The organism is Allobosea sp., assembly GCF_035944895.1.
In the GTDB taxonomy this organism is placed as follows: Bacteria; Pseudomonadota; Alphaproteobacteria; order Rhizobiales; family Beijerinckiaceae; genus Allobosea.
In genome coordinates, this window is the sequence record NZ_DASZAT010000002.1 from 115,867 (window position 1) to 137,501 (window position 21,635).

General features: G+C 66.8%; 20 protein-coding genes. 8 read left to right on the plus strand and 12 right to left on the minus strand.

Translation table 11 applies throughout. The features are described from left to right. The first annotated feature begins 87 nt into the window (after positions 1-87). Positions 88-867, plus strand: a complete 780-nt coding sequence (gene xth, locus VGV58_RS00750) for an exodeoxyribonuclease III (protein ID WP_326872048.1) — start codon at positions 88-90, stop codon at positions 865-867. Between the two features lie 2 nt (positions 868-869). Then, positions 870-1,160, plus strand: coding sequence for a putative quinol monooxygenase (locus VGV58_RS00755; RefSeq protein WP_326872049.1), 291 nt, complete (start codon positions 870-872; stop codon positions 1,158-1,160). A gap of 11 nt (positions 1,161-1,171) precedes the next feature. Here VGV58_RS00755 and VGV58_RS00760 read toward each other — a convergent pair whose 3' ends face one another. From VGV58_RS00760 to ilvD, 3 genes are all read right to left on the minus strand, one after another. Then, positions 1,172-1,540 carry a hypothetical protein gene (locus tag VGV58_RS00760; protein ID WP_326872050.1) on the minus strand — a complete coding sequence of 123 codons (369 nt, stop codon included), beginning with the start codon at positions 1,538-1,540 and terminating at the stop codon, positions 1,172-1,174. A gap of 64 nt (positions 1,541-1,604) precedes the next feature. Continuing rightward, on the minus strand, positions 1,605-2,417 hold the full coding sequence (locus VGV58_RS00765) for a tetratricopeptide repeat protein (protein WP_326872051.1): 813 nt from the start codon (positions 2,415-2,417) through the stop codon (positions 1,605-1,607). A gap of 127 nt (positions 2,418-2,544) precedes the next feature. Next, positions 2,545-4,275 (minus strand): dihydroxy-acid dehydratase, encoded by a 1,731-nt coding sequence (ilvD, locus tag VGV58_RS00770; protein WP_326872052.1) that lies wholly within the window; start codon positions 4,273-4,275, stop codon positions 2,545-2,547. A 660-nt stretch (positions 4,276-4,935) separates the two neighbouring features. On the opposite strand from ilvD, the gene VGV58_RS00775 reads away from it, so the two are divergent. The 3 genes from VGV58_RS00775 to VGV58_RS00785 all read left to right on the plus strand — a co-directional run bounded on the left by VGV58_RS00775 (position 4,936) and on the right by VGV58_RS00785 (position 9,571). After that, the gene (locus VGV58_RS00775; protein ID WP_326872053.1) at positions 4,936-5,949 is read left to right on the plus strand and encodes an extracellular solute-binding protein; all 1,014 of its coding nucleotides are present in this window, start codon (positions 4,936-4,938) and stop codon (positions 5,947-5,949) included. Between the two features lie 110 nt (positions 5,950-6,059). Then, a complete protein-coding gene (locus VGV58_RS00780) occupies positions 6,060-7,643 on the plus strand; it encodes an ABC transporter permease (RefSeq protein WP_326872054.1) in 1,584 nt (527 codons plus the stop codon). A 176-nt stretch (positions 7,644-7,819) separates the two neighbouring features. Continuing rightward, positions 7,820-9,571 carry an AsmA family protein gene (locus VGV58_RS00785; RefSeq protein WP_326872055.1) on the plus strand — a complete coding sequence of 584 codons (1,752 nt, stop codon included), beginning with the start codon at positions 7,820-7,822 and terminating at the stop codon, positions 9,569-9,571. Positions 9,572-9,732: 161 nt separating this feature from the next. Here VGV58_RS00785 and gyrA read toward each other — a convergent pair whose 3' ends face one another. After that, positions 9,733-12,534 (minus strand): DNA gyrase subunit A, encoded by a 2,802-nt coding sequence (gene gyrA, locus VGV58_RS00790; protein ID WP_326872056.1) that lies wholly within the window; start codon positions 12,532-12,534, stop codon positions 9,733-9,735. A 187-nt stretch (positions 12,535-12,721) separates the two neighbouring features. Further along, positions 12,722-13,243, minus strand: coding sequence for a hypothetical protein (locus VGV58_RS00795; protein WP_326872057.1), 522 nt, complete (start codon positions 13,241-13,243; stop codon positions 12,722-12,724). Positions 13,244-13,332: 89 nt separating this feature from the next. On the opposite strand from VGV58_RS00795, the gene VGV58_RS00800 reads away from it, so the two are divergent. Then, the gene (locus VGV58_RS00800) at positions 13,333-13,965 is read left to right on the plus strand and encodes a MarC family protein (protein WP_326872058.1); all 633 of its coding nucleotides are present in this window, start codon (positions 13,333-13,335) and stop codon (positions 13,963-13,965) included. 23 nt (positions 13,966-13,988) lie between these two features. On the opposite strand, the gene VGV58_RS00805 is transcribed toward VGV58_RS00800, so the two are convergent. The 4 genes from VGV58_RS00805 to VGV58_RS00820 all read right to left on the minus strand — a co-directional run bounded on the left by VGV58_RS00805 (position 13,989) and on the right by VGV58_RS00820 (position 17,053). Further along, complete coding sequence (locus VGV58_RS00805) at positions 13,989-15,374, minus strand: PepSY-associated TM helix domain-containing protein (protein WP_326872059.1); 1,386 nt, start codon at positions 15,372-15,374, stop codon at positions 13,989-13,991. 103 nt (positions 15,375-15,477) lie between these two features. Continuing rightward, complete coding sequence (locus tag VGV58_RS00810) at positions 15,478-15,867, minus strand: hypothetical protein (RefSeq protein WP_326872060.1); 390 nt, start codon at positions 15,865-15,867, stop codon at positions 15,478-15,480. Positions 15,868-16,015: 148 nt separating this feature from the next. Then, the gene (locus VGV58_RS00815; protein ID WP_326872061.1) at positions 16,016-16,363 is read right to left on the minus strand and encodes a gamma-glutamylcyclotransferase family protein; all 348 of its coding nucleotides are present in this window, start codon (positions 16,361-16,363) and stop codon (positions 16,016-16,018) included. 24 nt (positions 16,364-16,387) lie between these two features. Next, a complete protein-coding gene (locus tag VGV58_RS00820) occupies positions 16,388-17,053 on the minus strand; it encodes a DJ-1/PfpI family protein (protein WP_326872062.1) in 666 nt (221 codons plus the stop codon). An 84-nt stretch (positions 17,054-17,137) separates the two neighbouring features. On the opposite strand from VGV58_RS00820, the gene VGV58_RS00825 reads away from it, so the two are divergent. Together VGV58_RS00825 and VGV58_RS00830 are read left to right on the plus strand one after the other, a co-directional pair. Continuing rightward, positions 17,138-18,091, plus strand: a complete 954-nt coding sequence (locus VGV58_RS00825) for a GlxA family transcriptional regulator (RefSeq protein WP_326872063.1) — start codon at positions 17,138-17,140, stop codon at positions 18,089-18,091. 56 nt (positions 18,092-18,147) lie between these two features. Continuing rightward, positions 18,148-18,681 carry an HD domain-containing protein gene (locus VGV58_RS00830; protein WP_326872064.1) on the plus strand — a complete coding sequence of 178 codons (534 nt, stop codon included), beginning with the start codon at positions 18,148-18,150 and terminating at the stop codon, positions 18,679-18,681. Positions 18,682-18,687: 6 nt separating this feature from the next. Here the strand turns inward: VGV58_RS00830 and VGV58_RS00835 are convergent, their stop codons facing one another. The 3 genes from VGV58_RS00835 to VGV58_RS00845 form a co-directional block, all read right to left on the minus strand. Continuing rightward, the gene (locus VGV58_RS00835) at positions 18,688-19,134 is read right to left on the minus strand and encodes a GNAT family N-acetyltransferase (protein ID WP_326872065.1); all 447 of its coding nucleotides are present in this window, start codon (positions 19,132-19,134) and stop codon (positions 18,688-18,690) included. Positions 19,135-19,138: 4 nt separating this feature from the next. Then, positions 19,139-20,317, minus strand: a complete 1,179-nt coding sequence (locus tag VGV58_RS00840; protein WP_326872066.1) for an E22 family MetX-like putative esterase — start codon at positions 20,315-20,317, stop codon at positions 19,139-19,141. A 185-nt stretch (positions 20,318-20,502) separates the two neighbouring features. After that, on the minus strand, positions 20,503-21,618 hold the full coding sequence (locus VGV58_RS00845) for a M20 family metallopeptidase (protein WP_326872067.1): 1,116 nt from the start codon (positions 21,616-21,618) through the stop codon (positions 20,503-20,505). Between the last annotated feature and the right edge of the window lie 17 nt (positions 21,619-21,635).

Sequence of the window (21,635 nt, forward strand, 5' to 3'; positions counted from 1 at the left end):
GCCGGGAGGTTTTTTATGATTGCTGCTGACTTGCATTGACGGCCCGGCCGGCTCTTAGTCTGCGCTCGTCTGAATCGGAGCCGGCCCGTGCGCATCGCCACCTGGAACGTCAATTCGATCCGCCAGCGGCTGACCCATGTGCTCGCCTTCCTGAAGGAAGCCGAGCCCGACGCGCTCTGCCTGCAGGAGCTGAAATGCGTCGACGCCGACTTCCCGCGCGCCGAGATCGAGGAAGCCGGCTGGCAGGTCGCGATCCATGGCCAGAAGGGCTTCAACGGCGTCGCCATCATTTCGCGTAGCGCGCTCGAGGATGTCCGCCGCGGCCTGCCCGGCGACGATGGCGACGAGCAGGCGCGCTATCTCGAAGGCGTGCTGCCGCATGGTGACGGCGTTGTGCGGCTCGCCTCGATCTACCTGCCCAACGGCAATCCGCCGAACACCGAGAAATACCCCTACAAGCTCGCCTGGATGGAGCGGCTCGCGGTCCATGCCAAGGGCCTGCTGGCGCATGAGGAGCCGCTGGTGCTGGCCGGCGACTACAATGTCATCCCCGAGCCGCGCGACGCTCGCGATCCCGCCGCCTGGACCGGCGACGCGCTCTTCCTGCCGCCGACCCGCACCGCTTTCCGCAAGCTGCAGAGCCTCGGCTTCACCGAGGCGCTGCGCGCCACTACCGACGCGCCCGGCCTCTACACCTTCTGGGATTATCAGGCCGGCGCCTGGCAACGGAACAATGGCATCCGTATCGATCACCTCCTGCTCTCGCCGCAGGCGGCCGACAGGCTCGGCGCGGTCTCGATCGCCAAGCATGTCCGCGGCTGGGACAAGGCCTCGGACCATGTCCCGGTGCTGATCGAGCTGAACTGAGCGTGCTGAAGGTCATCGCCCAGGACTTCATCAAGCCTGAAGCCATCGAGCTGGTGACACCGCTCTATCGCGAACTGGTCGAGAAAACGCGGGCTGAGCCGCTCTGCCTGTCCTATGATCTCTTCATCGACCAGAAGGATCCCGGCCATTTCGTCTTTGTCGAGCAATGGCCCGATCGTGCGGCGCTGGATGCGCATTGCCGGAGCGAGCACTTCACTCGGCTGGTGCCGCAGATCAACCGGCATCAGCGGCAGGATTGCATCGTCACGCTGATGGACGCCTTCGAGGGATAACAGCTCTCCCGCTATTGAGGCGAGCCGCGCCTGACGCCATCCTTGATGAACACTCGGAACGGCGTCGTGCCATTGGCGCTTCCGTCCGCCGAGCGCCATTTCCCGTTCGCGCAGAGCACTCCACCTTGGGTCTCTGCCGCCTCGAACTCGATCAGGTTGTGATAGGTCGCGCCACCAGGCTCGACTGCCCGGAACTTCGTCGTGCACTTGCCGCCGGAGACGACGGGATCGTAGTCGTGGATCATGATTCCGCCGCCGCCCGTGCTCGGGAACGGGTTCGTCAGCAACGGCCAGTCTTCGAAACGCTCCTGCGCACCGGCATCATGAATGGCGAGCGCCGCGCAGACGGCGATGAGGCTGAACAATGCGGCGTCGCGCATGGCGAAAACTCCGAGATTCGATACCTCGGTTACGTCGCCCAGCAAGGGCTGGATGCAGAGATGGTCAGCGCCGCTCGGCGCGGATGTGCTGGCGCTCGACCAGTGCCAGCGCGGCCGTCCGGTCACCCGCGCTCGCATTGGCGAAAGCGGCGTCGTAGCGCTCGACGATCCAGCCCTCACGAGCAGTGTCGGCGCCCTCGCGGGCCAGTGCCAGCCACATCAGGCCCATGATCGGGTGACGTGGCACCCCGTCGCCGCCGCGCAGCAGCATGTCCCCGAAGACGGCACGCGCCGGGGCATGGCCCTTCTCGGCCGCGAGCTTCATCCAGCGCGCCGCCTGGCGCGGATCACGCGCTACACCGGTGCCGTTGAGATAGAGCCGGGCGAGATTGTACTGGCCGTCCGGGTCGCCGAAATAGGAGGCGGCGTAGTGGAACATGTCGAAGGCGCGATCGGGGTTGGGCTTCACATAGCTGCCCTTGATCCCGTCGAGGAAATAGCCGCCGAGCGCGACGAAGGCAGCCGCGACGATGCGCCCGTCCGAGGTGCCCGGCATCTCGTCCGCATTCTCGTCCGCGATCTTCGAGAAATACTCGAAGGCCTTGAGATCATTGGTCGGAACGCCGTCACCGCTGGCATAGACCCGACCGAGCTTGAACTGCGCGGCGAGATGACCCTGAGCCGCTGCGTATTCGAGCGCCTTGACCGCCCCGGCCTGGTCGCCGGCGGTCGAATCGCGCATCCAGGCCTTCAGCGCGTCGCGGGCGCTGCTGAACGGGGCGATCGGCAAGGCGGTGTGGGCAGCTGGCCCGCTCGGGGCAGGCGCGATCGCGCCACGGCCGGGAGCGAGCGGCGCGGGCGCGACGCGGTTGTCCATCTCCGGCTCCGGCAGCGCGGCGCCTGGAATCGGGAGCGGCGGCAGCGGCACGCGCTCCACGGGCGCATTCTGCGCCCAGGCTGCCTGCTGGCAGCCCAGAGCAAGCAATGCTCCGGCAATGATGGCCTCAGATATCCGCATAGCACTGTGTCTCGGCTGCGCCTCCCGGATGGGTGACGGCGCCGCCCTTGGCGGATCCGACCGTCTGCGCGTATTTCCAAAGCGCGCCCGACCTGTAGTCCGTCTGGCGCGGCGTCCAAGCCTTACGACGCTCTTCAAGTTCGGCATCAGAAAGGCGGACTGCGAGCTTTCCTGTGATGGCGTCGAGCTCGATGATGTCACCGTCGCGGATCAGGCCGATCGGCCCGCCGACGGCGGCCTCGGGGCCGACATGGCCGACGCAGAAACCACGGGTCGCACCCGAGAAGCGGCCGTCGGTGATCAGCGCGACCTTGTCGCCCATGCCCTGGCCGTAAAGCGCAGCGGTGGTCGCCAGCATCTCGCGCATGCCCGGGCCGCCCTTGGGCCCCTCATAACGGATCACGAGCACGTCACCGATCTTATAGTCGCGGTTAGTGACGGCCTTGAAGGCGTCTTCCTCGCAGTCGAAGCAGCGCGCCGGGCCGGCGAAGACTAGGCTCTCGGCCGGCATGCCGGCGATCTTCACGATCGCGCCCTCCGGCGCGAGATTGCCCTCGAGACCGACGACGCCGCCGGTCTGCGTGATCGGCTTGTTGGCGGGATGGACGACGTCCTGCTTGTCGTTCCACTTCACCGAGGCGAGGTTCTCGGCGATGGTGCGGCCGGTCACGGTCATGCAGTCGCCGTGCAGATAGCCATTGTCGAGCAGCGTCTTCATCAGCAGCGGGATGCCGCCGACTTCGAACATGTCCTTGGCGACGTATTTGCCGCCCGGCTTAAGGTCGGCGACGTAGGGCGTCTTCTTGAAGATCTCGGCGACGGCGAACAGGTCGAAGTCGATCCCGCATTCATGCGCGATCGCCGGCAGGTGCAGCGCCGCATTGGTCGAGCCGCCCGAGGCTGCGACGACCATCGCCGCATTCTCCAGCGCCTTGCGGGTGACGATGTCGCGCGGGCGGATGTTCCGGGCGATCAGGTCCATCACCATCTCGCCGGCGGTGTAGCAGAAGGTGTCGCGGACATCGTAGGGCGCCGGCGCGCCGCAGCTATAGGGCAGCGCCAGGCCGATCGCCTCGGCGACGGTCGCCATGGTGTTGGCGGTGAACTGGGCGCCGCACGAGCCGGAGGACGGACAGGCGACCTCCTCGAGCTCCTTCAGGTCCTCGTCCGACATCGCGCCGACAGAATGCTTGCCGACCGCCTCGAACACGTCCTGGATGGTGACCGGCTGGCCCTTGAAATTGCCGGGCAGGATCGAGCCGCCATAGATGAAGATCGAGGGCACGTTGAGGCGCACCATCGCCATCATCATGCCGGGCAGCGACTTGTCGCAGCCGGCGAGGCCGACCAGCGCGTCATAGCAATGGCCGCGCATGGTGAGCTCGACGGAGTCGGCGATGACCTCGCGCGAAGCCAGCGACGACTTCATGCCCTGGTGGCCCATGGCGATGCCATCGGTCACGGTGATCGTGCAGAACTCGCGCGGCGTGCCGTTCGCCGAGGCGACGCCCTTCTTCACGGCCTGGGCCTGGCGCATCAGGGCGATGTTGCAGGGAGCAGCCTCGTTCCAGCAGGAGGCGACGCCGACGAAGGGCTGCGCGATCTGCTTCGCGGTCATGCCCATCGCGTAATAATAGGAGCGATGCGGAGCACGGGCCGGCCCGACACTGACGTGCCGGCTGGGCAGCTTCGACTTATCGAATACGCGCGCGTCCATTCAAACTCTGTCCCGCCACCCCACCTGGCGGGCGCCAGATGTGCCACGCCGCCGCCCGTTGGTGCAATCATCCGCCCCCGAGCGGGCCGCGAAGCATTTTTCTGCTCCGCATCCTGCCTGAAGGGGCTTAATTCTTCCGTATCTCAGATAGTTACTGAAGTTTGCAGCTGGGGCCGCTTTGTGGCGGCTTCGCGGCAATCGTGGCAAGCCGCCGCCGTGACGCTGCAATAGCTGCCGATGTTGCGGAAAAGTCACGACATTGAGGCTCGCGACAGCATCGGTTGCCACTCCACCTGCAATCCCGGCGTGTACCCGGACACCGCCAGTTGCTCACGATCCCGACATCGAGCCGGATGTCGAATGGACGAACTGAAACAATCCCGGCGAGTCACGCACCTGCTCCAGCCATCATGGCGAGCGGCAAGGCCTCGCGACCAAGCCGTTGAAGTCTTACGACTTTTGAATCATCCAATGATCTGGGGGTGAATCTCAGCGGTGACATCAAGGCTCATAGATTAGAATTCATCTAATAAGAATCTAGTTTAGAACTCATATAACACATTGAAACAAAAGGGATATTACCCTTGACCGCCCTGATTTGGCGCACTACCGCTCCCTCCCAATGGCCGATTTTCATAGTCCCGCCCGAAGGAGCGAAACATGACCATCAAGACCGTGCTTGGCGCGACAGCCCTGGCGTCCTGCCTGCTGGCGGCCCCGGCCCTCGCGCAGAGCGTCAACCTCTACACGACGCGCGAGCCGGCCCTGCTCAATCCGGTCATCGAGGCCTTCACCAAGGACACCGGCATCAAGGTCAACGCGGTCTTCCTCAAGGACGGCCTGCAGCAGCGCATCCAGGCCGAGGGCGCCAACAGCCCGGCCGACGTGATGCTCGTCGTCGATGTCGGCGAGATCCAGGCGGCCGCCGATGCGGGTATCACCCAGCCGGTGCAGTCGGCACTGGTCGACAAGACCGTTCCCGCGGCTCTGCGCGGCGCCGGCAACAACTGGGTCACGCTGACCCAGCGCGCCCGCATCGTCGTCGTCTCGAAGGACCGGGTGAAGCAGGACGCGATCACCTATGACGAACTCGCCGACCCGAAATGGAAGGGCAAGTTCTGCATTCGCGCCGGCCAGCATCCCTACAACAACGCCTTCTTTGCCGCCTATCTCGCCCGCAACGGCGCAGAGAAGACCGAAGCCTTCCTGAAGGCGGTCAAGGCCAACACCGCCCGCAAGCCCGGCGGCGGCGACCGCGACGTCGCTCGCGACATTCTTTCGGGCCAGTGCGACATCGCCATCATCAACACCTACTATATCGGCCTGATGAGCAAGGCGACGAACGAGCAGAAGGGCTGGTACGAGGCGATCAAGCCGCTGAAGACCACCTTTGCCGGCGGCGGCACCCATGTGAACGTCTCGGCTGCGGCGATCGCCAAGAACGCCCCGAACAAGGAGAACGCCGTCAAGCTGGTCGAATACATGCTCGGCGAGAAGGCGCAGCACCTCTACGCCGACGGCAATTTCGAGTATCCGGTCAATGCCGACGTCAAGGAAGCCGCCGCGGTCAAGCTGCTTGGCGCGCTGACGCCCGACACGACCCCGCTTGGTGACGTCGCCAAGAACCGCAAGGCCGCGTCCGAGCTCGTCGATAAGGTCGGCTTCGACAATTGAGCCTGAACGCATCCGCGACATCTGCAGAACGGCCGCCTGCGACCAGCTGGCGGCCGTCGACGCGTCTTCTATACGTCGCGGTGGCCGCGGCGGCCCTCGTCGCGCTCCCGGTGCTGGCTCTCATCTTCACCGCTTTGTCGCGCGAGGCGCTGACGGTCTGGCCGCATTTGGCCGCCAACGTCCTGCCCGTTGCGCTCTGGAACACCGCGCTCCTGCTTGCCGGCGTGGCCCTGTTCTGCGGAGCGGTCGGCACCGGCGCCGCCTGGCTGGTGACGCAGTATGAGTTTCCCGGCCGCCGCAGCCTGGAATGGCTGCTGGTGCTGCCGCTGGCGCTGCCGACCTACATCACGGCTTACGTCTACGTCGAAATCCTCGGCTTCCAGGGGCCGTTCCAGACCGCTCTCCGCGCGCTGACCGGCTGGCGCTCGTTGCGCGACTACTGGTTTCCCGATCCGCGCAACCTGCCGGGCGCGATCCTGATCCTCGGGCTCGTGCTCTATCCTTATGTCTATCTCAGCGTGCGCGCGCTCTTCTCGATGCAGAGCGCCGCGCTGATCGAATCCGCCCGCACGCTCGGCACCAGGCGCTGGCCGCTGTTCTGGCGCATCGGCCTGCCGATGGCCCGCCCCGCCCTCGCCGCCGGCCTGACTCTCGCTTTGCTCGAGACGCTGAACGACATCGGCGCCAGCGAATATCTCGGCGTCCGCTCGCTGACGATCTCGGTCTACACCACCTGGATCAACCGCGGCTCGCTGGCCGGCGCCACCCAGATCGCCTGCGTCATGCTGCTCGTCGTGGTCGGTCTGATAGCCGTCGAGGCGCATACGCGCGGGGCCCGGCGCTTCGCACTGCCCGTGAAGCGGCCGCGGCCGGTTGGCCGCATCCGGCTCTCGGGTTCGCGTGCCTGGGTCGCGACGTTCGCCTGCTTCCTGCCGGCACTGTTCGGGGCGGTGCTGCCGCTTTACTATCTGCTCGGCGAGTTGTGGCGCCGCGACCTTGTCGCTCAGGCTGACCCAGCGCTCTGGCGAGCGCTCGCCAATACCGTCGCGATCTCGGCGCTCGCTGCGGTGCTGGTCGTCGCGATCGGCCTTTGCATCGCAGCTGCGCTGCGGCTCGGGCGTGAGCGCGCCTTGCCGCTGCTCGCCCGCATCGCCTCGCTCGGCTACGTCCTGCCCGGCACGGTGCTGGCGCTCGGACTGCTGGTGCCGCTCGCCGCCTTCGACAATCTCGTCGCCGACGCCAGCCGCGCCCTCTTCGGCGCCAGCCCTGGCCTGCTGCTGCTCGGCTCCGGCACCGCCCTGATCATCGCTTATCTGGTGCGCTTCCTGACCATCGCCGTAAACGGTGCCGAGAGCGGCTATGCCCGCATCTCGCCGCGCATCGACGACGCCGCGCGCTCGCTTGGCGCCGACAGGCGCGAATTGCTGCGCCGGCTGCATTGGCCGCTGATGCGCCCTGCCATCGCCGCTGCCGCCCTGCTCGTCTTCGTCGACTGCATGAAGGAGTTGCCGGCGACGCTGCTGCTGCGCCCGCTCAACTTCGACACCCTCGCCACGGTGGTCTACGGCCACGCCGCCCGCGGCGTCTTCGAGGATGGCGCGCTGGCGGCACTGCTGATCGTGGCGATCGGCATCTATCCGGCGCTGAGACTCGCCCGCGCCGGCGAGCAACAGCCGGATTCACGCGAAAATTGAAATGTTTCCCCGGCTTTCCGGCCTCCGGGCGGGCGGTGAACTCGACATTCCCGGGCCGGAGGAATAAACCCTTGCCGCGCGACGATACGCAGGCCGCCCGGTCGAATCGCTCGCGTTATCGGATTGCCTGACGACGGGGCCCCGCCGTCACGCAGATGAAGGCCATACACCAGGCCATGTCACGACGCGCACTCCTGATCGGCCTCGCCGCCGCTGCTGCGCTGCTGCTCACGCTCGGGCTGCGGCCGTGGAGCCTTGCCCTGTCGCAGGTCGAGCGCTCCGTCGTCGCCGGCATCGAGGCCCGTACCGGCCTCAAGGTGACGGGCATGCGCCGCGCCGAGATCGCGATCCTGCCGCTGCCCAGGATCAGCCTATCCGATGTGACCTTCGCCGATCCACAGGGCGTGCTCGCCGGCAAGGCGGCGCGCCTGCGCGCCCGCACCCGCCTGCTCCCGCTACTCGCAGGCCAGCTCGACTTCGACCGCATCGACCTGGTCGCCCCGGAGATCGACGTCGCATCCGACGAATCCGGCGGCGGCTATACCGGCTGGCTCGATCGTGTCCTCGGCTATCTTACGCGGCTCGATGGCCAGACTAGGCTCGTCCTGACTTCCGGTAGCGTGATGATGCGCGCCGACCGCACGGTCCTGACGACGCTGCGCGACGTCAACCTGGTGATCGAGGAACGGACGGCGCAGGCGCCGGTCGCACTCGCCGGCTCCTTCACCTGGCGCGGCGAGGCCACCAAGGTCGACATCCTCTGGCCGGTAGCCGGCGAGCGGGCGCGCACCGCCTTTTCGCTCGGCTCGCGCCTGCTGAATCTGCGTCTCAACGGCACGCGCTCGGTCGCTCAGAACACGACCAGCGGTCAGATCGAGTTCAACACGAAATCGCTCTCCGACGCCCTGGCCTGGATCGGCCCGCGTCCACGCATCGCGTCCCTCGCCCGGCAGGTCGAGCTGACTGCGCAGGCTCAGATCAACCAGAGGAGCGTCGCGCTCGACTCCGTCGTCGCGATGGTCGACGGCGACCAGCTCGAGGGCGCCCTCAAGCTCGACGGCGCCATGCCGAACTGGGCGCTCTCCGGTACGCTTGCCGGCGCCGAATTCGACCTCGGGCGCCTGCTGCGCCAGGCCGAACCGCCGGCACCGACCGCCAGCGGCGACAATGCGGGCACGCCGCTCGAGTTCGACGGCTGGACCACCAATGATATCGACCTGCGCCTTTCGCTCGACTCCGCCCGGATCGGAACGGTGCGTTTCGGCGACCTCGCAGCCCAGCTCCTGATCCGCAAGGGCCGCTTCGAGGCATCCCTGCTGCGCGCTTCGGCTTATGGTGGCTCGGCCCGTGCCCGCATCCTCGCCACCCCCGTCGCCGCAGGCGCGGACGTCAAGCTGCAGCTCGGCCTCGAGAAGGTGAACCTCGCACTGGTCGCCGACGACCTGCCGACACTCGCCCGCCTCAGCGGCACCGCGACCGGTCAGCTCGCCTTCGATGGCATCGGCAACAGCCTGGAACAGGTTGTGAGTTCTCTCACCGGCCGCGCCGGCCTGACGATCCGGCAAGGCGAGTTCCGCGGCATCGCCTTCCCCGATCTACTGCGCAAGGCGGAGAAGCCACCGACCTCCGCGCGCGACTGGCGCCAGGGCAAGAGCGCCTTCGAGACCCTGCAGCTCTCCGCGCTCGCCAACCTCGGCGTGCTTTACGTCACCGACACGCAGATCACAGGCTCAGGCTATAACGTCGTCCTCAACGGCACCGCCGATCTCACCCGGCGCTGGCTCGACCTCAACGGCGCGCTGAGCTCGACGACGACCTCGGCGCGCGTGCCCTTCGAATTGCGCGGCCCCTTCTTCGGCGCCGCCTTCACGCCAGAGATCGACGCGGCCCTGCGGCCGATCGGCCCGGCAATCCCACTGCTGCGCTGACGCGCCCGCCTCGCTGAACAGAAGAACTGATCCAGACCAGCGCTGCTGCCGGCTAAAGAAAGATTATCCGCGCCGCGAGCCAAAAAAGTCCCGGGTGAGCACAGCTCGATCCGGGACTTTTCAATTTCAGCAGAAGGGCGACGCCGTAGCAGAGTGGAGGCTCACGCCTCCCCGGCCGGCTCCTCGCCCGCGCCATTCTCAGCCTCGCCGGCCTCGCCCTCTTCCTCGGCCTCCTCGCCGATGCGCTCGACCGAGACGACCTTCTCGCCGTCGCCGGTGTTGAACACGGTGACGCCCTGCGTCGAGCGCCCGGCGATGCGGATGCGGTTGTTCGGGCCGGCATCGACCGGCACACGGATCACCTGCCCGCCATCGGTGACGAGCATGATCTGCTCCTTCTCCTCGGCCGGGAAGGAGGCGACGAGCTTGCCGTTGCGGTCGTTGACGACCATGGCGACGATGCCCTTGCCGCCGCGCCCGGTCACCCGGTACTCGAAGGACGACGAACGCTTGCCGTAGCCGTTCTCCGATACGGTCAGGATGAACTGCTCGGCAGCGCCCATCTCGGCGTATTTCTCCTGGCCGAGCTCGATGTCGCTCCCGGCCTCCTCGGCATCACCGACCGTCGCCGGTTCGGCCGCCTCGTCGCCTTCCCCGGTCAGCGCCCTGCGGGCGGCGGCGGCGCGCTTGAGATAGGCGGCGCGCTCGTCCGGCGTCGCGTCGAGATGGTGCAGGATCGCGAGCGAGATCACCTCGTCGCCATCGGCGAGGTTGATGCCGCGCACGCCGGTCGAGTCGCGGCCCTTGAAGACGCGCACCTCCGGCACGGCGAAGCGGATGCACTGGCCGCCGGCGGTGGTCAGCAGCACGTCGTCATGCTCGGAGCAGATCTGCACGTCGACGATGGAATCGCCCTCGTCGAGCTTCATCGCGATCTTGCCGTTGCGATTGACCTGGACGAAGTCGGAGAGCTTGTTGCGCCGAACATTGCCGCTCTTGGTGGCGAACATCACGTCGAGCCGGCCCCAGCTCTCCTCGTCCTCCGGCAGCGGCATCACGGTGGTGATGCGCTCGTCCTTGTCCAGCGGCAGCATGTTGTTGAGGAACTTGCCGCGGGCATTGGGCGCCGAGAGCGGCAACCGCCAGACCTTCTCCTTGTAGGCCTGGCCCAGCGAGGAGAAGAAGATGATCGGCGTATGCGTGTCGGCCACGAAGAGGCGGGTGACGAAATCCTCGTCGCGGGTCGCCATGCCCGAGCGACCCTTGCCGCCGCGCTTCTGCGACCGATAGGTCGAGAGCGGCACGCGCTTGATGTAGCCAGCATGGGAGACCGTAACGACCATGTCCTCCCGGGCGATCAGGTCCTCGTCGTCGAGATCCGAGCCCCAATCGTGGATCTCGGTGCGGCGCGGCGTCGCGAAGGCGGTCTTCACCTCCAGGAGCTCGGCCTTGATGATCTCCTGGATGCGGGCGCGCGAGCGCAAGATATCGAGATAGTCAGCAATCTCCTTGGCGAGCTTCTCCAGCTCGTCGCCGATCTCGTCGCGGCCGAGAGCGGTCAGGCGGGCAAGGCGCAGCTCGAGGATCGCCTTGGCCTGCGCATCCGAGAGGCGGTAGGTGCCGTCGGCGTTCATCGGATGGCGCGGATCGTCGACCAGCGCGATCAGCGGCGCGATGTCGTCGGCTGGCCAGTCGCGCGCCATCAGCGCCTCATGCGCGGCCGATGGTGTCGGCGCCGTGCGGATCAGCCGGATGACCTCGTCGATATTGGCGACGGCGGTGGCGAGGCCGCACAGCACATGGGCGCGCTCGCGCGCCTTGTTGAGCAGATAGCGCGTGCGCCGCGAGACGACTTCCTCGCGGAACTCGACGAAGGCGGAGATGAAGTCCTTGAGGTTCAAGATCTCCGGCCGCCCGCCGGTCAGCGCCACCATGTTGGCACCGAACGAGGTCTGCAGCGGCGTGAAGCGGTAGAGCTGGTTCAGCACCACGTCAGCGACGGCGTCGCGCTTGATCTCGATGACGACGCGGACGCCCTCGCGATTCGATTCGTCGCGCAGGTCCGAGATACCCTCGATCCGCTTCTCGCGGACGAGATCGGCGATCTTCTCGACCATGGTCGCCTTGTTCACCTGATAGGGAACCTCGGTGACGATGATCGCCTCGCGCTCCTTGCGCAGCTCCTCGATATGCGTCTTGGCGCGCATCACGATCGAGCCACGGCCGGTGTGATAGGCCGAATGGATGCCGCTGCGGCCCATGATCTGGGCGCCGGTCGGGAAGTCCGGGCCGGGCACGACCGCGATCAGGTCGTCGATCGAGAGCTCCGGATCGTCGATCAGCGCGATGCAGGCGTCGATGACCTCGCCGAGATTGTGCGGCGGGATATTGGTCGCCATGCCGACGGCGATGCCGCCGGCGCCGTTGACCAGCAGGTTCGGATAGCGCGCCGGCAGGACCGTCGGCTCGTGCTCCTTGCCGTCATAGTTCGGCTGGAAGTTGACGGTGTCGAGGTCGAGATCCTCGAGCAGCGGCATCGCCGCCTTGTCGAGACGCGCCTCGGTATAGCGATCGGCCGCCGGGCTGTCGCCGTCCATCGAGCCGAAATTGCCCTGGCCGTCGATCAGGGGCAGGCGCAGCGAGAAGTCCTGCGCCATGCGCACCAGCGCGTCATAGACCGCGAGATTGCCGTGCGGATGGTACTTACCCATCGTGTCGCCGACGATGCGGGCACATTTCGTATAGGGCCGGTCGGGCAGGTTCTTGTTCTCGTGCATCGAGAACAGGATGCGCCGGTGCACGGGCTTCAGACCGTCGCGGACGTCCGGGAGAGCGCGGCTCACGATCACGCTCATCGCGTAATCGAGATAGCTCTTCTTCATCTCGTCGGTAATCGCGATCGGCTTGATGTCGCCGCCGAACTGCGGGCCGTCGTCGCGCTTGTCGTCGTTGTCTTCGCTCAAGGGAAAAAGTCCCGATTCCGCTGATTTTTCAGGCTTCTGGCTATCCGATTCCGGCGCGGGAAGCCAGCAAAAGCGCGGCTTCTCCAATGAAAATAAAAGCCAATCAAATCAATACTCTACGAACCGATCCGGAATCACCCGGGCAACGCTGCCGCAATCTCGCCGCGATCGCTGCCGGTATCGGGGGTCAATCGCCTTCGCGCGCCGGGGCGAAGCGCCTCAGCGCCGTCGCGATCTCTGCTTCGGAGGCGTCGAGATCGCCGACTTCGAGGCGAAAACGCGTGCTGCCGGTGAGGGCTCCGGTCCAGTTCGCCGGATGGGTCCGGACGGGCCCGAAGCGCTCGGGGCTTACGACATCGAGCTCGAGCACGGTCGGCTCATGGCGCGTCGAGATGATCTCGTAGCCGCGGATCGCCGACCAGGGCACCTTGCTGGCGAAAAGGCTGGGAGCGCAAAGCGCCTCGCTGTCGAGCACCAATTGCGGCGAGCGGTCGGATTTCGCCTTCCTGTACTGGTCGGACACCAGCCAGATCACCAGAATGGCGACGAAGGCCAGCCCGATCTGATCGAAGCCATTCTGCGGGACATCTCCACGGAGATAGAAGATGGCCGCGACCATGACGATGCCGCCCACCAGCCACAGCAGCTGATCCTGCGCCTTGCGCGGACTCAGGCGATAGGTCACGGCATTGGGCGGATCCTGCGCCATCGCGCCTCCGAAGGCTTGCGCCGTCGCCGAGTTTGATGCCTCTGTGACGCACTGGCAATGCACTGGCGAGCGAACGCAGGGGTCCTCACATGACACTGGATTTCCTGACGTCCACCCTCGTCACGCTGCTGGTGACACTCGATCCGCCGGGTCTGGCGCCGATCTTCCTGTCGCTGACGCGCGGCATGTCGGCGAGCGAACGGCGGCAGGTCGCGGTCCGCGCCTGCATCATCGCCTTCTGCATCATGGCCTTCTTCGGCCTCGCCGGCGACGTCGTGCTGAAGGCGCTCGGCGTCTCGCTGCCCGCCTTCCGTATCGCTGGCGGCTTCCTGCTGTTCTGGATCTCGTTCGAGATGGTGTTCGAGCGCCGCAACGACCGCAAGCAGGCGACGGCCGACACCGCCATCACCAAGGATCATATCCGCAACGTCGCCGCCTTTCCGCTGGCAATCCCGCTGATGGCCGGCCCCGGCGCCCTGACCGCGGTGATGCTGCTCGCCGGCCGCGCCAATGGCGATATCCTGATGCTGTCCTCGCTCGCCGTGATCTGCGGGCTGGTGATCCTCTCCTGCCTCGTCGTCTTCCTGATGGCGGTGCCGATCGCGCGCCTGCTCGGGGTCACCGGCAATGTCGTGCTGACCCGACTTCTCGGCGTCATCCTCGCCGCGCTGGCAGTGCAGTTCGTGATCGACGGTGTGCGGGCCGTGATCCGGAGCGGCTGAGCCGCCCCGGATCGAATGCAAGGCTAGGCTGCTCGCGCAAGTCGCCAGCGGGCCAGATCGACCAACAGGAAGGCCGCGAGGCTGATGCCGACCAGCGGCAGCGCCCAGCCTATCCCCGCAGCAACGACAGCCACCACCGCCCTGCCCGCCCAGCCAAGCCGCAGCCAGGACTGGACAACCGTACGAGGCAGCGATCCCGGCGCCGGCCGCTGCCGCCACCAGATCCGGTAGCCGAGCAGCGTCGTCACGATCAGCGCGAGGCCGAGCCCGGCCATCACGAGCTGGTTCGGCCAGCCGAACAGAATGCCCATATGGGCGTCGATGCCCCAGCGGATCAGTTTGGCGATCAGCGGAAAGGTCTCGAAGTCGGCCCGGCTGACGACGGAGAGGTCACGAGGATCGAGCGCGACCGTGTCGACCTGCGTCGGCCAGCTCCGGTCGTACTCCCGGACCAGCCAGGCCTGCCCCTCAGCCCGAGGCGGGCGCATCTCGACATGCGGAGAATCGATTCCAGCAGCCTTGGCGGCGGAAAGAACCCCATCGAGCTGCTGGACGCTGCCGGGAGCCGCGGTCCCCACGGCCGGGCCATGATCGCCATGATGGGCGTGCTCGTCGGCTGCGGGCGCAACGCCGAGCTTCAGCGAAACCGACGGCGTCACCCAGCCGAGATTGGCCCGCAACGCATCGATCCGGTCGCCGGCATGGTTCGACCAGGTCAGGCCGGTGATCGACAGGAAGACGAGGCCTAGCGAAAGCGTCAGTCCGATCAACCCATGCCAGCGCCGGTCGCGCAGTGCCGGGTTGGCGCGCGCCCGTTCGCCAGCTCGCGGATGGCGCCGCCAGAACCACATGAGGACACCGCCCAGAACCACCGCCCAGAGCCAGGACGCCGCCAGCTCGCTGTAATTGCGGCCGAACTCGCCCAGCAGCAAGTTGCGGTGGAGATAATCGAGCTGCGTCCGGAACGGCAGGATGCCGCTGGTACCGTAGACGATGAGGTCGCCCTTGATCGCCAGCGAGACCGGATCGACGAAGATCGCCCGGCTTTCGGAGTCACCGAGCCCAGCTTGAGCGAACATCACGCGCGTGGTCTGGCCTGCGGCTGGCGCAGGGCGGATGGCGAAGAAGCGCGGCCCCTCGCCGATATGTTTTCGCGCAGCCTCGGTCTGGGCGGCGAGCGAGGCAGGCTCGCCTGCCGTCGTTGCCGTCAGTTGCTCGCGATAGATCAGGTTCTCGATCTGCGGCGTCAGCACATAGAGCGTGCCGGTCAGCGCCGCGACCAGGATGAACGGGCCGACGAACAGCCCGGCATAGAAATGCAGCCTTGCGATGAAGGCCTTGAATTCGGACGATAGGGCAAGGGCGCGGCCGGCATCGGCGCGCGTGCGGATATCCGCGTGAGCGGTCATTGGTGGCTTCCCCGAGATGGACCTGCCGACATGCTGCTGGCGCGCGGGCTCAGCGGAGCATTCGGTCATTGCGACAGGAAGCGGCCTCAAGGCCGCTTTGGCGTCAGGCCCGGACGGGAGGTCCTCTCGGGCGAGCGGCGAGCCGTTCCCGCCCCGGCAGCGGCCGTCCCGTCAGATCGTCGAAGCGGACGATTGTGGCGCGCGGCTCGGCGCTTTCCGGCAGCGAAGGCCGGTCTGGCGGCGCATAGGCTGCTCCGATCCAGGCGCAGCCCAACAGGCAGCAGGCCGGAAGATGCGGGGCGGGTTCCTCGCCCGGCAGCGGGGCGCTCTGTGATCCCGGCGCGCACAGCGTCAGATGGGCAGCACGGTCGAGCAGCGCTGGCGCAAGGCTTTGTCCGGAGACAACCGCGCCGAACAGCCCCTGCAGCACGAGCACATAGGCCGCGATGATCGCGACCCATGGCCTGGCCCGGCTGCCTCTGGCTGCGATCAAGTCTGAAATCCCGTTGAGCACGCTCTCCGGCAACAGCTACCATTTTCGCGCCGGGGGAACATGCTCAACTTGCTGGTCTTTCGTGAACGATCTTCCCTGCGACAAGCCCCGGAGAGCGAAATGCCTCTCGGCGCAGCCGACGGCAGCTCTACGCCTTCACGTAGACCCACGCTTCCTTGCCGGAGGCGAGCTTGACGCTGATACGCTTGTAGTCGGCGACCTCGTAACGGTCGGCGGCTGCAAGTTCCTCGGCGGAGATGGCAAAGACCATGCCGGTCACGCTGTCGGCCGGATCCTCGCTCGGCGCGACCACCGGATGGAAGCGCTTGCCGCTGGTACGGATCACCTCGGGATCGGTGATCTCGAGCATGGTCTGCGAAAAGCCCGGCATGGCGTCGTCATGGCCGTCGAGCAGGCGGCCGAACGAGGACAGCTGGACGTTCTCCTGCTGCAGCGTGCCGTAGGAGAACAGAAGGATGCTGCGCTCGTCGGCCATGCTCGCGATCTCCGCCTTACGCGGCTACAGCGCCGCCAGCAGCTTTTCGCGCGCCGCGCGCGAGCCGGCAAGGCGCTGCCTTGCCGCAGCCAGGATGGCGGCGGGCGCCTCCTGCGGCGTCCCGGCCCGGAACGGCGGCTGCGGCGCATATTCGAGCGAGAGCTGGATCGTCTGCGCCTCCTCCTCGCCGAGCAGCTCGGCAATCACGGAGAGCCCGAAATCGATGCCGGAGGTGACGCCGCCGGCGGTGATCAGGTTGCCGTCGCGCACCACGCGCCCCTCCGTGGGGATCGCGCCGAAGCGCGCCAGCAGGTCGTGCGCGTTCCAGTGGCTGGTGGCGCGCTTGCCCTTCAACAAACCGGCCATGCCGAGCACCAGCGATCCCGTACAGACCGAGGTGAGATAGCGCACCTGCCCCGCTCGCTCGCGCAGGAAAGCGAGGACGGTCTCGTCATGCAGCAGCGGATTGACCCCGCTGCCGCCCGGCACGCAGAGCACGTCGAGCGGCGGGCAGTCCGCGAAGGTCGTGGTCGGCGTCAACATCAGCCCGGTCGCGGCCTTGAGCGGCGCCGTGTCCTTCCAGATCAGATGCACCTGCGCGCCCCGCGCCGAAGCGAAGACCTCATAGGGGCCGGTCAGATCGAGCTGCTGGACCTGTGGGAAGACGAGGATGCCGAAGCTGAGGGACATGGGCGAGGCTCCTGATTGACGGGACGAGCCTAGCGCGCAAAGCTCTGGCCGAACTGCCAAGCATCCCTCGCTTCAGGCCAAAACATGCGCCGCATCGAGATCCTCACGTTCCCCGGCGGGCAATTGCTCGACGTCGCCGGGCCCTTGCAGGTCTTTGCCACCGCGAACGACCTCGCCCACCTCGCCGGCCGGCCCCTGCCCTACGAGACCGCCGTCGTCGCGGCCGAAAACCGCGTCGTCACCAGCGCAAGGCTAGAACTCGGCACAGCCACGCTGCCCGAACCCGGCACGCCGCTGCACACGCTGGTCGTCGCCGGCGGATACGGCGTCAATGCCGCCTGCCGCGATGCCGCACTGGTCGACTGGGTCCGGCAGCGTGCCGACGCCGCGCAGCGCATCGGCTCGGTCTGCAGCGGCGCCTTCCTGCTGGCGTCGGCGGGGCTGCTCGACGGCAAGCGCGCCGTGACGCATTGGGGCCGCTGCGCTGAATTCCGGGCGATGTTCCCGGCTGTGCGGCTCGAGCCCGATCCGATCTATGTCCGCGACGGCAAGATCTGGACTTCGGCCGGCGTCACCGCCGGGATCGACCTCGCGCTCGCTCTGGTCGAGGCCGATCTCGGCCGCGAGCCTGCGCTCGCCATCGCCCGCCAGCTCGTCGTCTTCCTGAAGCGCCCCGGCGGCCAGGCGCAGTTCAGCGCCGCGCTGACCTTGCAGGAGAAGGACGAGCGCTTCGACCGCCTGCATGGCTGGATCGTCGAGAACCTGCGCGGCGACCTCTCGCTGGAGCGGCTGGCCGGAGAGGCGAAGATGAGCCTGCGCAGCTTCGCCCGGCATTATCGCCAGGCGACCGGCCGCACGCCGGCCCGCGCCGTCGAGGAGATCAGGATCGAGACGGCGCGCCGCCTGCTCGAACAGGGTCTCTCCGTTGCCCAGGCCGGCCGCCGCTGCGGCTTCGGCTCCGAGGAGACTTTGCGGCGTGCTTTCCTGCGCCGGCTCGGCGCGAGCCCGCAGGCCTATCGCGAGCGCTTTGCCGGATAGGCCTGGATTTGCGTTATGATCGGCATAGATGGCCCCGAGACTGCGCTGGAATTCGGATGCTGAGCATTGCCGAAGCAGAGGAACTGGTCGCGCAGCATCTCGGCGATGCGCCGCGCGCCAATCATTCGCGCGTCGTCGCCCATGTCATGCGCAAGCTCGCCGAGGCGCTGTCGGAGCCGGTTGAGCTCTGGGAGGTGGTCGGCCTCTGCCATGATCTCGATTTCTTCGCGATTCAGGGCGACTGGAGCCGGCACGGTCCGATGGCGGTGGAATGGCTCGGCGACCGCATCCCGCTCGAAGCGCAGCAGGCGATCGCCGCCCATGACCATCGCACCGGCATCGTCGCGGATTCGCGGCTCGCCGACTCGCTCAAGGCGGCCGACGCCATCACCGTCATCGACGAGAAGCTGGGACGCCCCGCGCTCCGGGCCATCGATACCGCGAGCCCCTATGCAGAACTGCGAACCAAGCTCGGCCGGCGTTCCTATCTCGCCGACATGGCAGAGCACTACGCACAGAAGCATGAGCTTCCATTCGAGCGCCTCGTCGAAACCATCGTCGAGGCGCCGACACAGCCTCTGCCGGCCTAAGCGCCTCTACAGCACCAGTTCCATCAGCCTTTCGCCATTGGCACGGGTCTCGCCCGTGTCTCGGAAGCCCTGCGCCAGATAGAAGCCGTGCGGCCCGCGATCACCCGGCAGATAGCTTAGCCGCGCGAACCTGTATCCTTGCGCCTGGAGGCTCTCCAGCCAGAGCGCGATCGCCTCGCGCCCATAGCCTTTGCCCTGGTGGCGCCCATCGACCATGAAACGCCAGAGGAAACAGCTCGCGCTGTCATCCCAAGGCCGCCACATGATGAAGCCGACCGGCTCCTCGTCGGCATAGATGGCGCGAAACGCCGCCGCCGGATTGAAATGGGCCTGCGCGATCGACACCGCATTGGGTGCGACGAAGCCGCTTTGCGCCTCATACGGCTCCAGATCGCAGATGGTCCGCACGGTCTCGGCCGTGATGTCCCGCAGCGTGACGATAGGACCAGTCAAAGCCTCACCTCTCCAGGAAGGCCTTCACCGTCGCTTCGGCCTGCTTCATCGAGATCACCCCGTCGAGATGGCCGCGCGTGCCCTGGATAGTGACGTGGCTGACATCGCGCCCGGCCTTCTTCGCCTCGGCGACGGTGCGCTGGATCATCTCGTCGGGGAAGACGAGATCCTTGGGCTGGCTGACGATCAGCAGCGGCGCCTTGATCCTGCTCATCGCATCGGCGAGCGACTTGCCGCCGGCGGCATAGAGCTGGTTGGCCTTGACCAGATAGAGGAAATGATTGGCGTCAGAGACCTTGGCGCGCGCCTCGCCGGCATTGTCCAGAATGCTCTGGACCTGGAACTTGTTGCCGAGCGCCTTGGCGGGGTCCTCGCCCTCCTTGGCCGGGCGGCGGCCGAAGGTGCCGTTGGTCCAGTCGCCATGATTGGCCTGCAGCGTCACCACCGTCAGCGCCTTGGCGAGGCCGGCATTGGGCGGCGTCTTGCCGTAATAGTCGCCCTTGTTCCAGTTCGGGTCGACCAGGATCGGCGCCGCCCAGACATCGAGCCAGGCGATCAGCTGGGCGTCGGCCTCGGCCGCGCCAATCACCGCCATCGCCTTGCCGACCATCTCGGGATAGCTCGCCGCCCATTCGTAAGTCTGCAGCGCCCCCATCGACGGGCCGGCGACCATGACGAGCTTCTTGATGCCAAGACTCTCGACCAGAGCCTTCTGGACATTGACGAAATCGCCGATGGTCACGACCGGGAAATCGAGCGCGTAGGGCTTGTTGGTGTCCGGATCGATCGAGGCCGGGCCGGTGGTCGTGGTCTTCGGGTCGCCGGTGTTGAGGTTCACCAGCGTGTCGGAGGACAGGACGAAATACTTGTTGGTGTCGATCGCCTTGCCGGGACCGATGATCGCGTCCCAATAGCCGGGAGCGGCATCGGCGGCGGCATATTTCCCGGCGGCGTGCGAATTGGCCGAGAAGAAATGGCAGATCAGGATCGCGTTGGATTTGTCGGCGTTGAGCGTGCCGTAGCTTTCCCAGCCGACCTTGACGTTCTTCAGCGTCCGCCCGCCTTGCGTGGTGTAGCTCGGCAGCTCGAAGACCTTCTTCTCGACCAGAAGCTCCTGCGCGTCAGCCATTCCCGTCACCATCATGCCTGCAACAGCGAGCGCACCCGCGATCCAGCCCTTCATGCCGCACTCCTCCGCTCCAGCCGGGTTCTCGGCCTTGAGGAGGATCAGAGCGGATTTGCCCGGCTAACGGAAGGGGGTTGCACTCCGTCATGCTCGCCCTCGTGGCGAGCATCCACGCCTTGAACACTGCCCTCGACGGATGAAGACGTAGATGGTCGGGACAAGCCCGACCATGACGAAGGGGGTCACAGCGCCTCGAGCAGCCCCTTGATCAGCGCCCGGCGCGGCGCGATCGAGGAGATCAGCGCGTATTCCTGCAAGGTGTGGGCGCCATCGCCGTCGATGCCGAGCCCGTCCAGCGTCGGGATGCCGAGCGCCGCAGTGAAATTGCCGTCGGAGCCGCCGCCGGTCATCGGGCAATCCTGCAGGTCGAAGCCGACCTTGGCCGCAACCGCCCGCGCCTGTTCGTAGAGCGCCGCGACCTCCGCCGACTTCTCATAGGGCGGCCGGTTCATGCCGCCTGTGATCGAGAGCTTCACATCCGGGTCATGCGCCTTCAGGTCGAGGATGCGCTCTTCCATGACTTTGCCGTCGGCCACGGTGGTGACACGGCAATCGACACTGAACCAGGCATGCTGCGGGATGACGTTCGCAGCGGTGCCGCCGCCGACCAGCGCGACCGTCGTGGTGATGCCGCGCGCATAGTCGGTCATGCCCTCGATCGCGAGGATCTGGTGGGCCGCCTCGCGGATGGCGTTGCGGCCATCAGCATGGCGCGAGCCGGAATGCGCCGGCCGCCCTTCCAGCTTGACCTCGAAGCGGCCGACGCCCTTGCGCGCCGTGACGATCTTGCCGCCCTCGCGCGCCGGCTCGGTCACCAGCACCGCCATCGCCTCGCGGCCGACCGCCTCGATCAGGTCGCGCGAGGTCGGCGAACCGATCTCCTCGTCCGGGGTGAACAGGAAGACCAACGGCCGCTGCACAGTGCCGGACCTGGCCGCGTCCTTGAAGGCCTGCAGGGCCAGCCAGGCGCCGCCCTTCATGTCGTAGACGCCAGGGCCGTAGAGCCGGTCGCTCTCGACCCGGACAGGCAGGTCCTGGGCGCTGGTGCCGACTGGGTGTACCGTGTCGAGATGCGACATCAGCGCCACGGCCTTCTCGCCGTTCCGGACGCCGGCCCGCAGGATCAGGTTGTCGCCGAGGCCATTGCGGCCGGGGATGCGCTCGACGGCGATCGGCAGGCCTTCGACCTCCCTGGCGACGAGGTCCATCATGCCGTTGACGCCGGGCACGTGATGGGTGGGGCTCTCCAGCGCAACCCAGACGGAGAGCGCGGGAACGGCGGGATCGTGAATGGTCATGATGGGGAGATTTTTCG

What these genes read in the sequence shown, in the direction of transcription:
- VGV58_RS00760 (WP_326872050.1), bottom strand. Translation starts at nt 1,540, where the DNA reads ATGCGCGACGCCGCATTGTTCAGCCTCATCGCCGTCTGCGCGGCGCTC.
- VGV58_RS00765 (WP_326872051.1), bottom strand. Translation starts at nt 2,417, where the DNA reads ATGGACAACCGCGTCGCGCCCGCGCCGCTCGCTCCCGGCCGTGGCGCG.
- ilvD (WP_326872052.1), bottom strand. Translation starts at nt 4,275, where the DNA reads ATGGACGCGCGCGTATTCGATAAGTCGAAGCTGCCCAGCCGGCACGTC.
- VGV58_RS00775 (WP_326872053.1), top strand. Translation starts at nt 4,936, where the DNA reads ATGACCATCAAGACCGTGCTTGGCGCGACAGCCCTGGCGTCCTGCCTG.
- VGV58_RS00785 (WP_326872055.1), top strand. Translation starts at nt 7,820, where the DNA reads ATGTCACGACGCGCACTCCTGATCGGCCTCGCCGCCGCTGCTGCGCTG.
- VGV58_RS00795 (WP_326872057.1), bottom strand. Translation starts at nt 13,243, where the DNA reads ATGGCGCAGGATCCGCCCAATGCCGTGACCTATCGCCTGAGTCCGCGC.
- VGV58_RS00800 (WP_326872058.1), top strand. Translation starts at nt 13,333, where the DNA reads ATGACACTGGATTTCCTGACGTCCACCCTCGTCACGCTGCTGGTGACA.
- VGV58_RS00805 (WP_326872059.1), bottom strand. Translation starts at nt 15,374, where the DNA reads ATGACCGCTCACGCGGATATCCGCACGCGCGCCGATGCCGGCCGCGCC.
- VGV58_RS00815 (WP_326872061.1), bottom strand. Translation starts at nt 16,363, where the DNA reads ATGGCCGACGAGCGCAGCATCCTTCTGTTCTCCTACGGCACGCTGCAG.
- VGV58_RS00820 (WP_326872062.1), bottom strand. Translation starts at nt 17,053, where the DNA reads ATGTCCCTCAGCTTCGGCATCCTCGTCTTCCCACAGGTCCAGCAGCTC.
- VGV58_RS00825 (WP_326872063.1), top strand. Translation starts at nt 17,138, where the DNA reads ATGCGCCGCATCGAGATCCTCACGTTCCCCGGCGGGCAATTGCTCGAC.
- VGV58_RS00830 (WP_326872064.1), top strand. Translation starts at nt 18,148, where the DNA reads ATGCTGAGCATTGCCGAAGCAGAGGAACTGGTCGCGCAGCATCTCGGC.
- VGV58_RS00840 (WP_326872066.1), bottom strand. Translation starts at nt 20,317, where the DNA reads ATGAAGGGCTGGATCGCGGGTGCGCTCGCTGTTGCAGGCATGATGGTG.
- VGV58_RS00845 (WP_326872067.1), bottom strand. Translation starts at nt 21,618, where the DNA reads ATGACCATTCACGATCCCGCCGTTCCCGCGCTCTCCGTCTGGGTTGCG.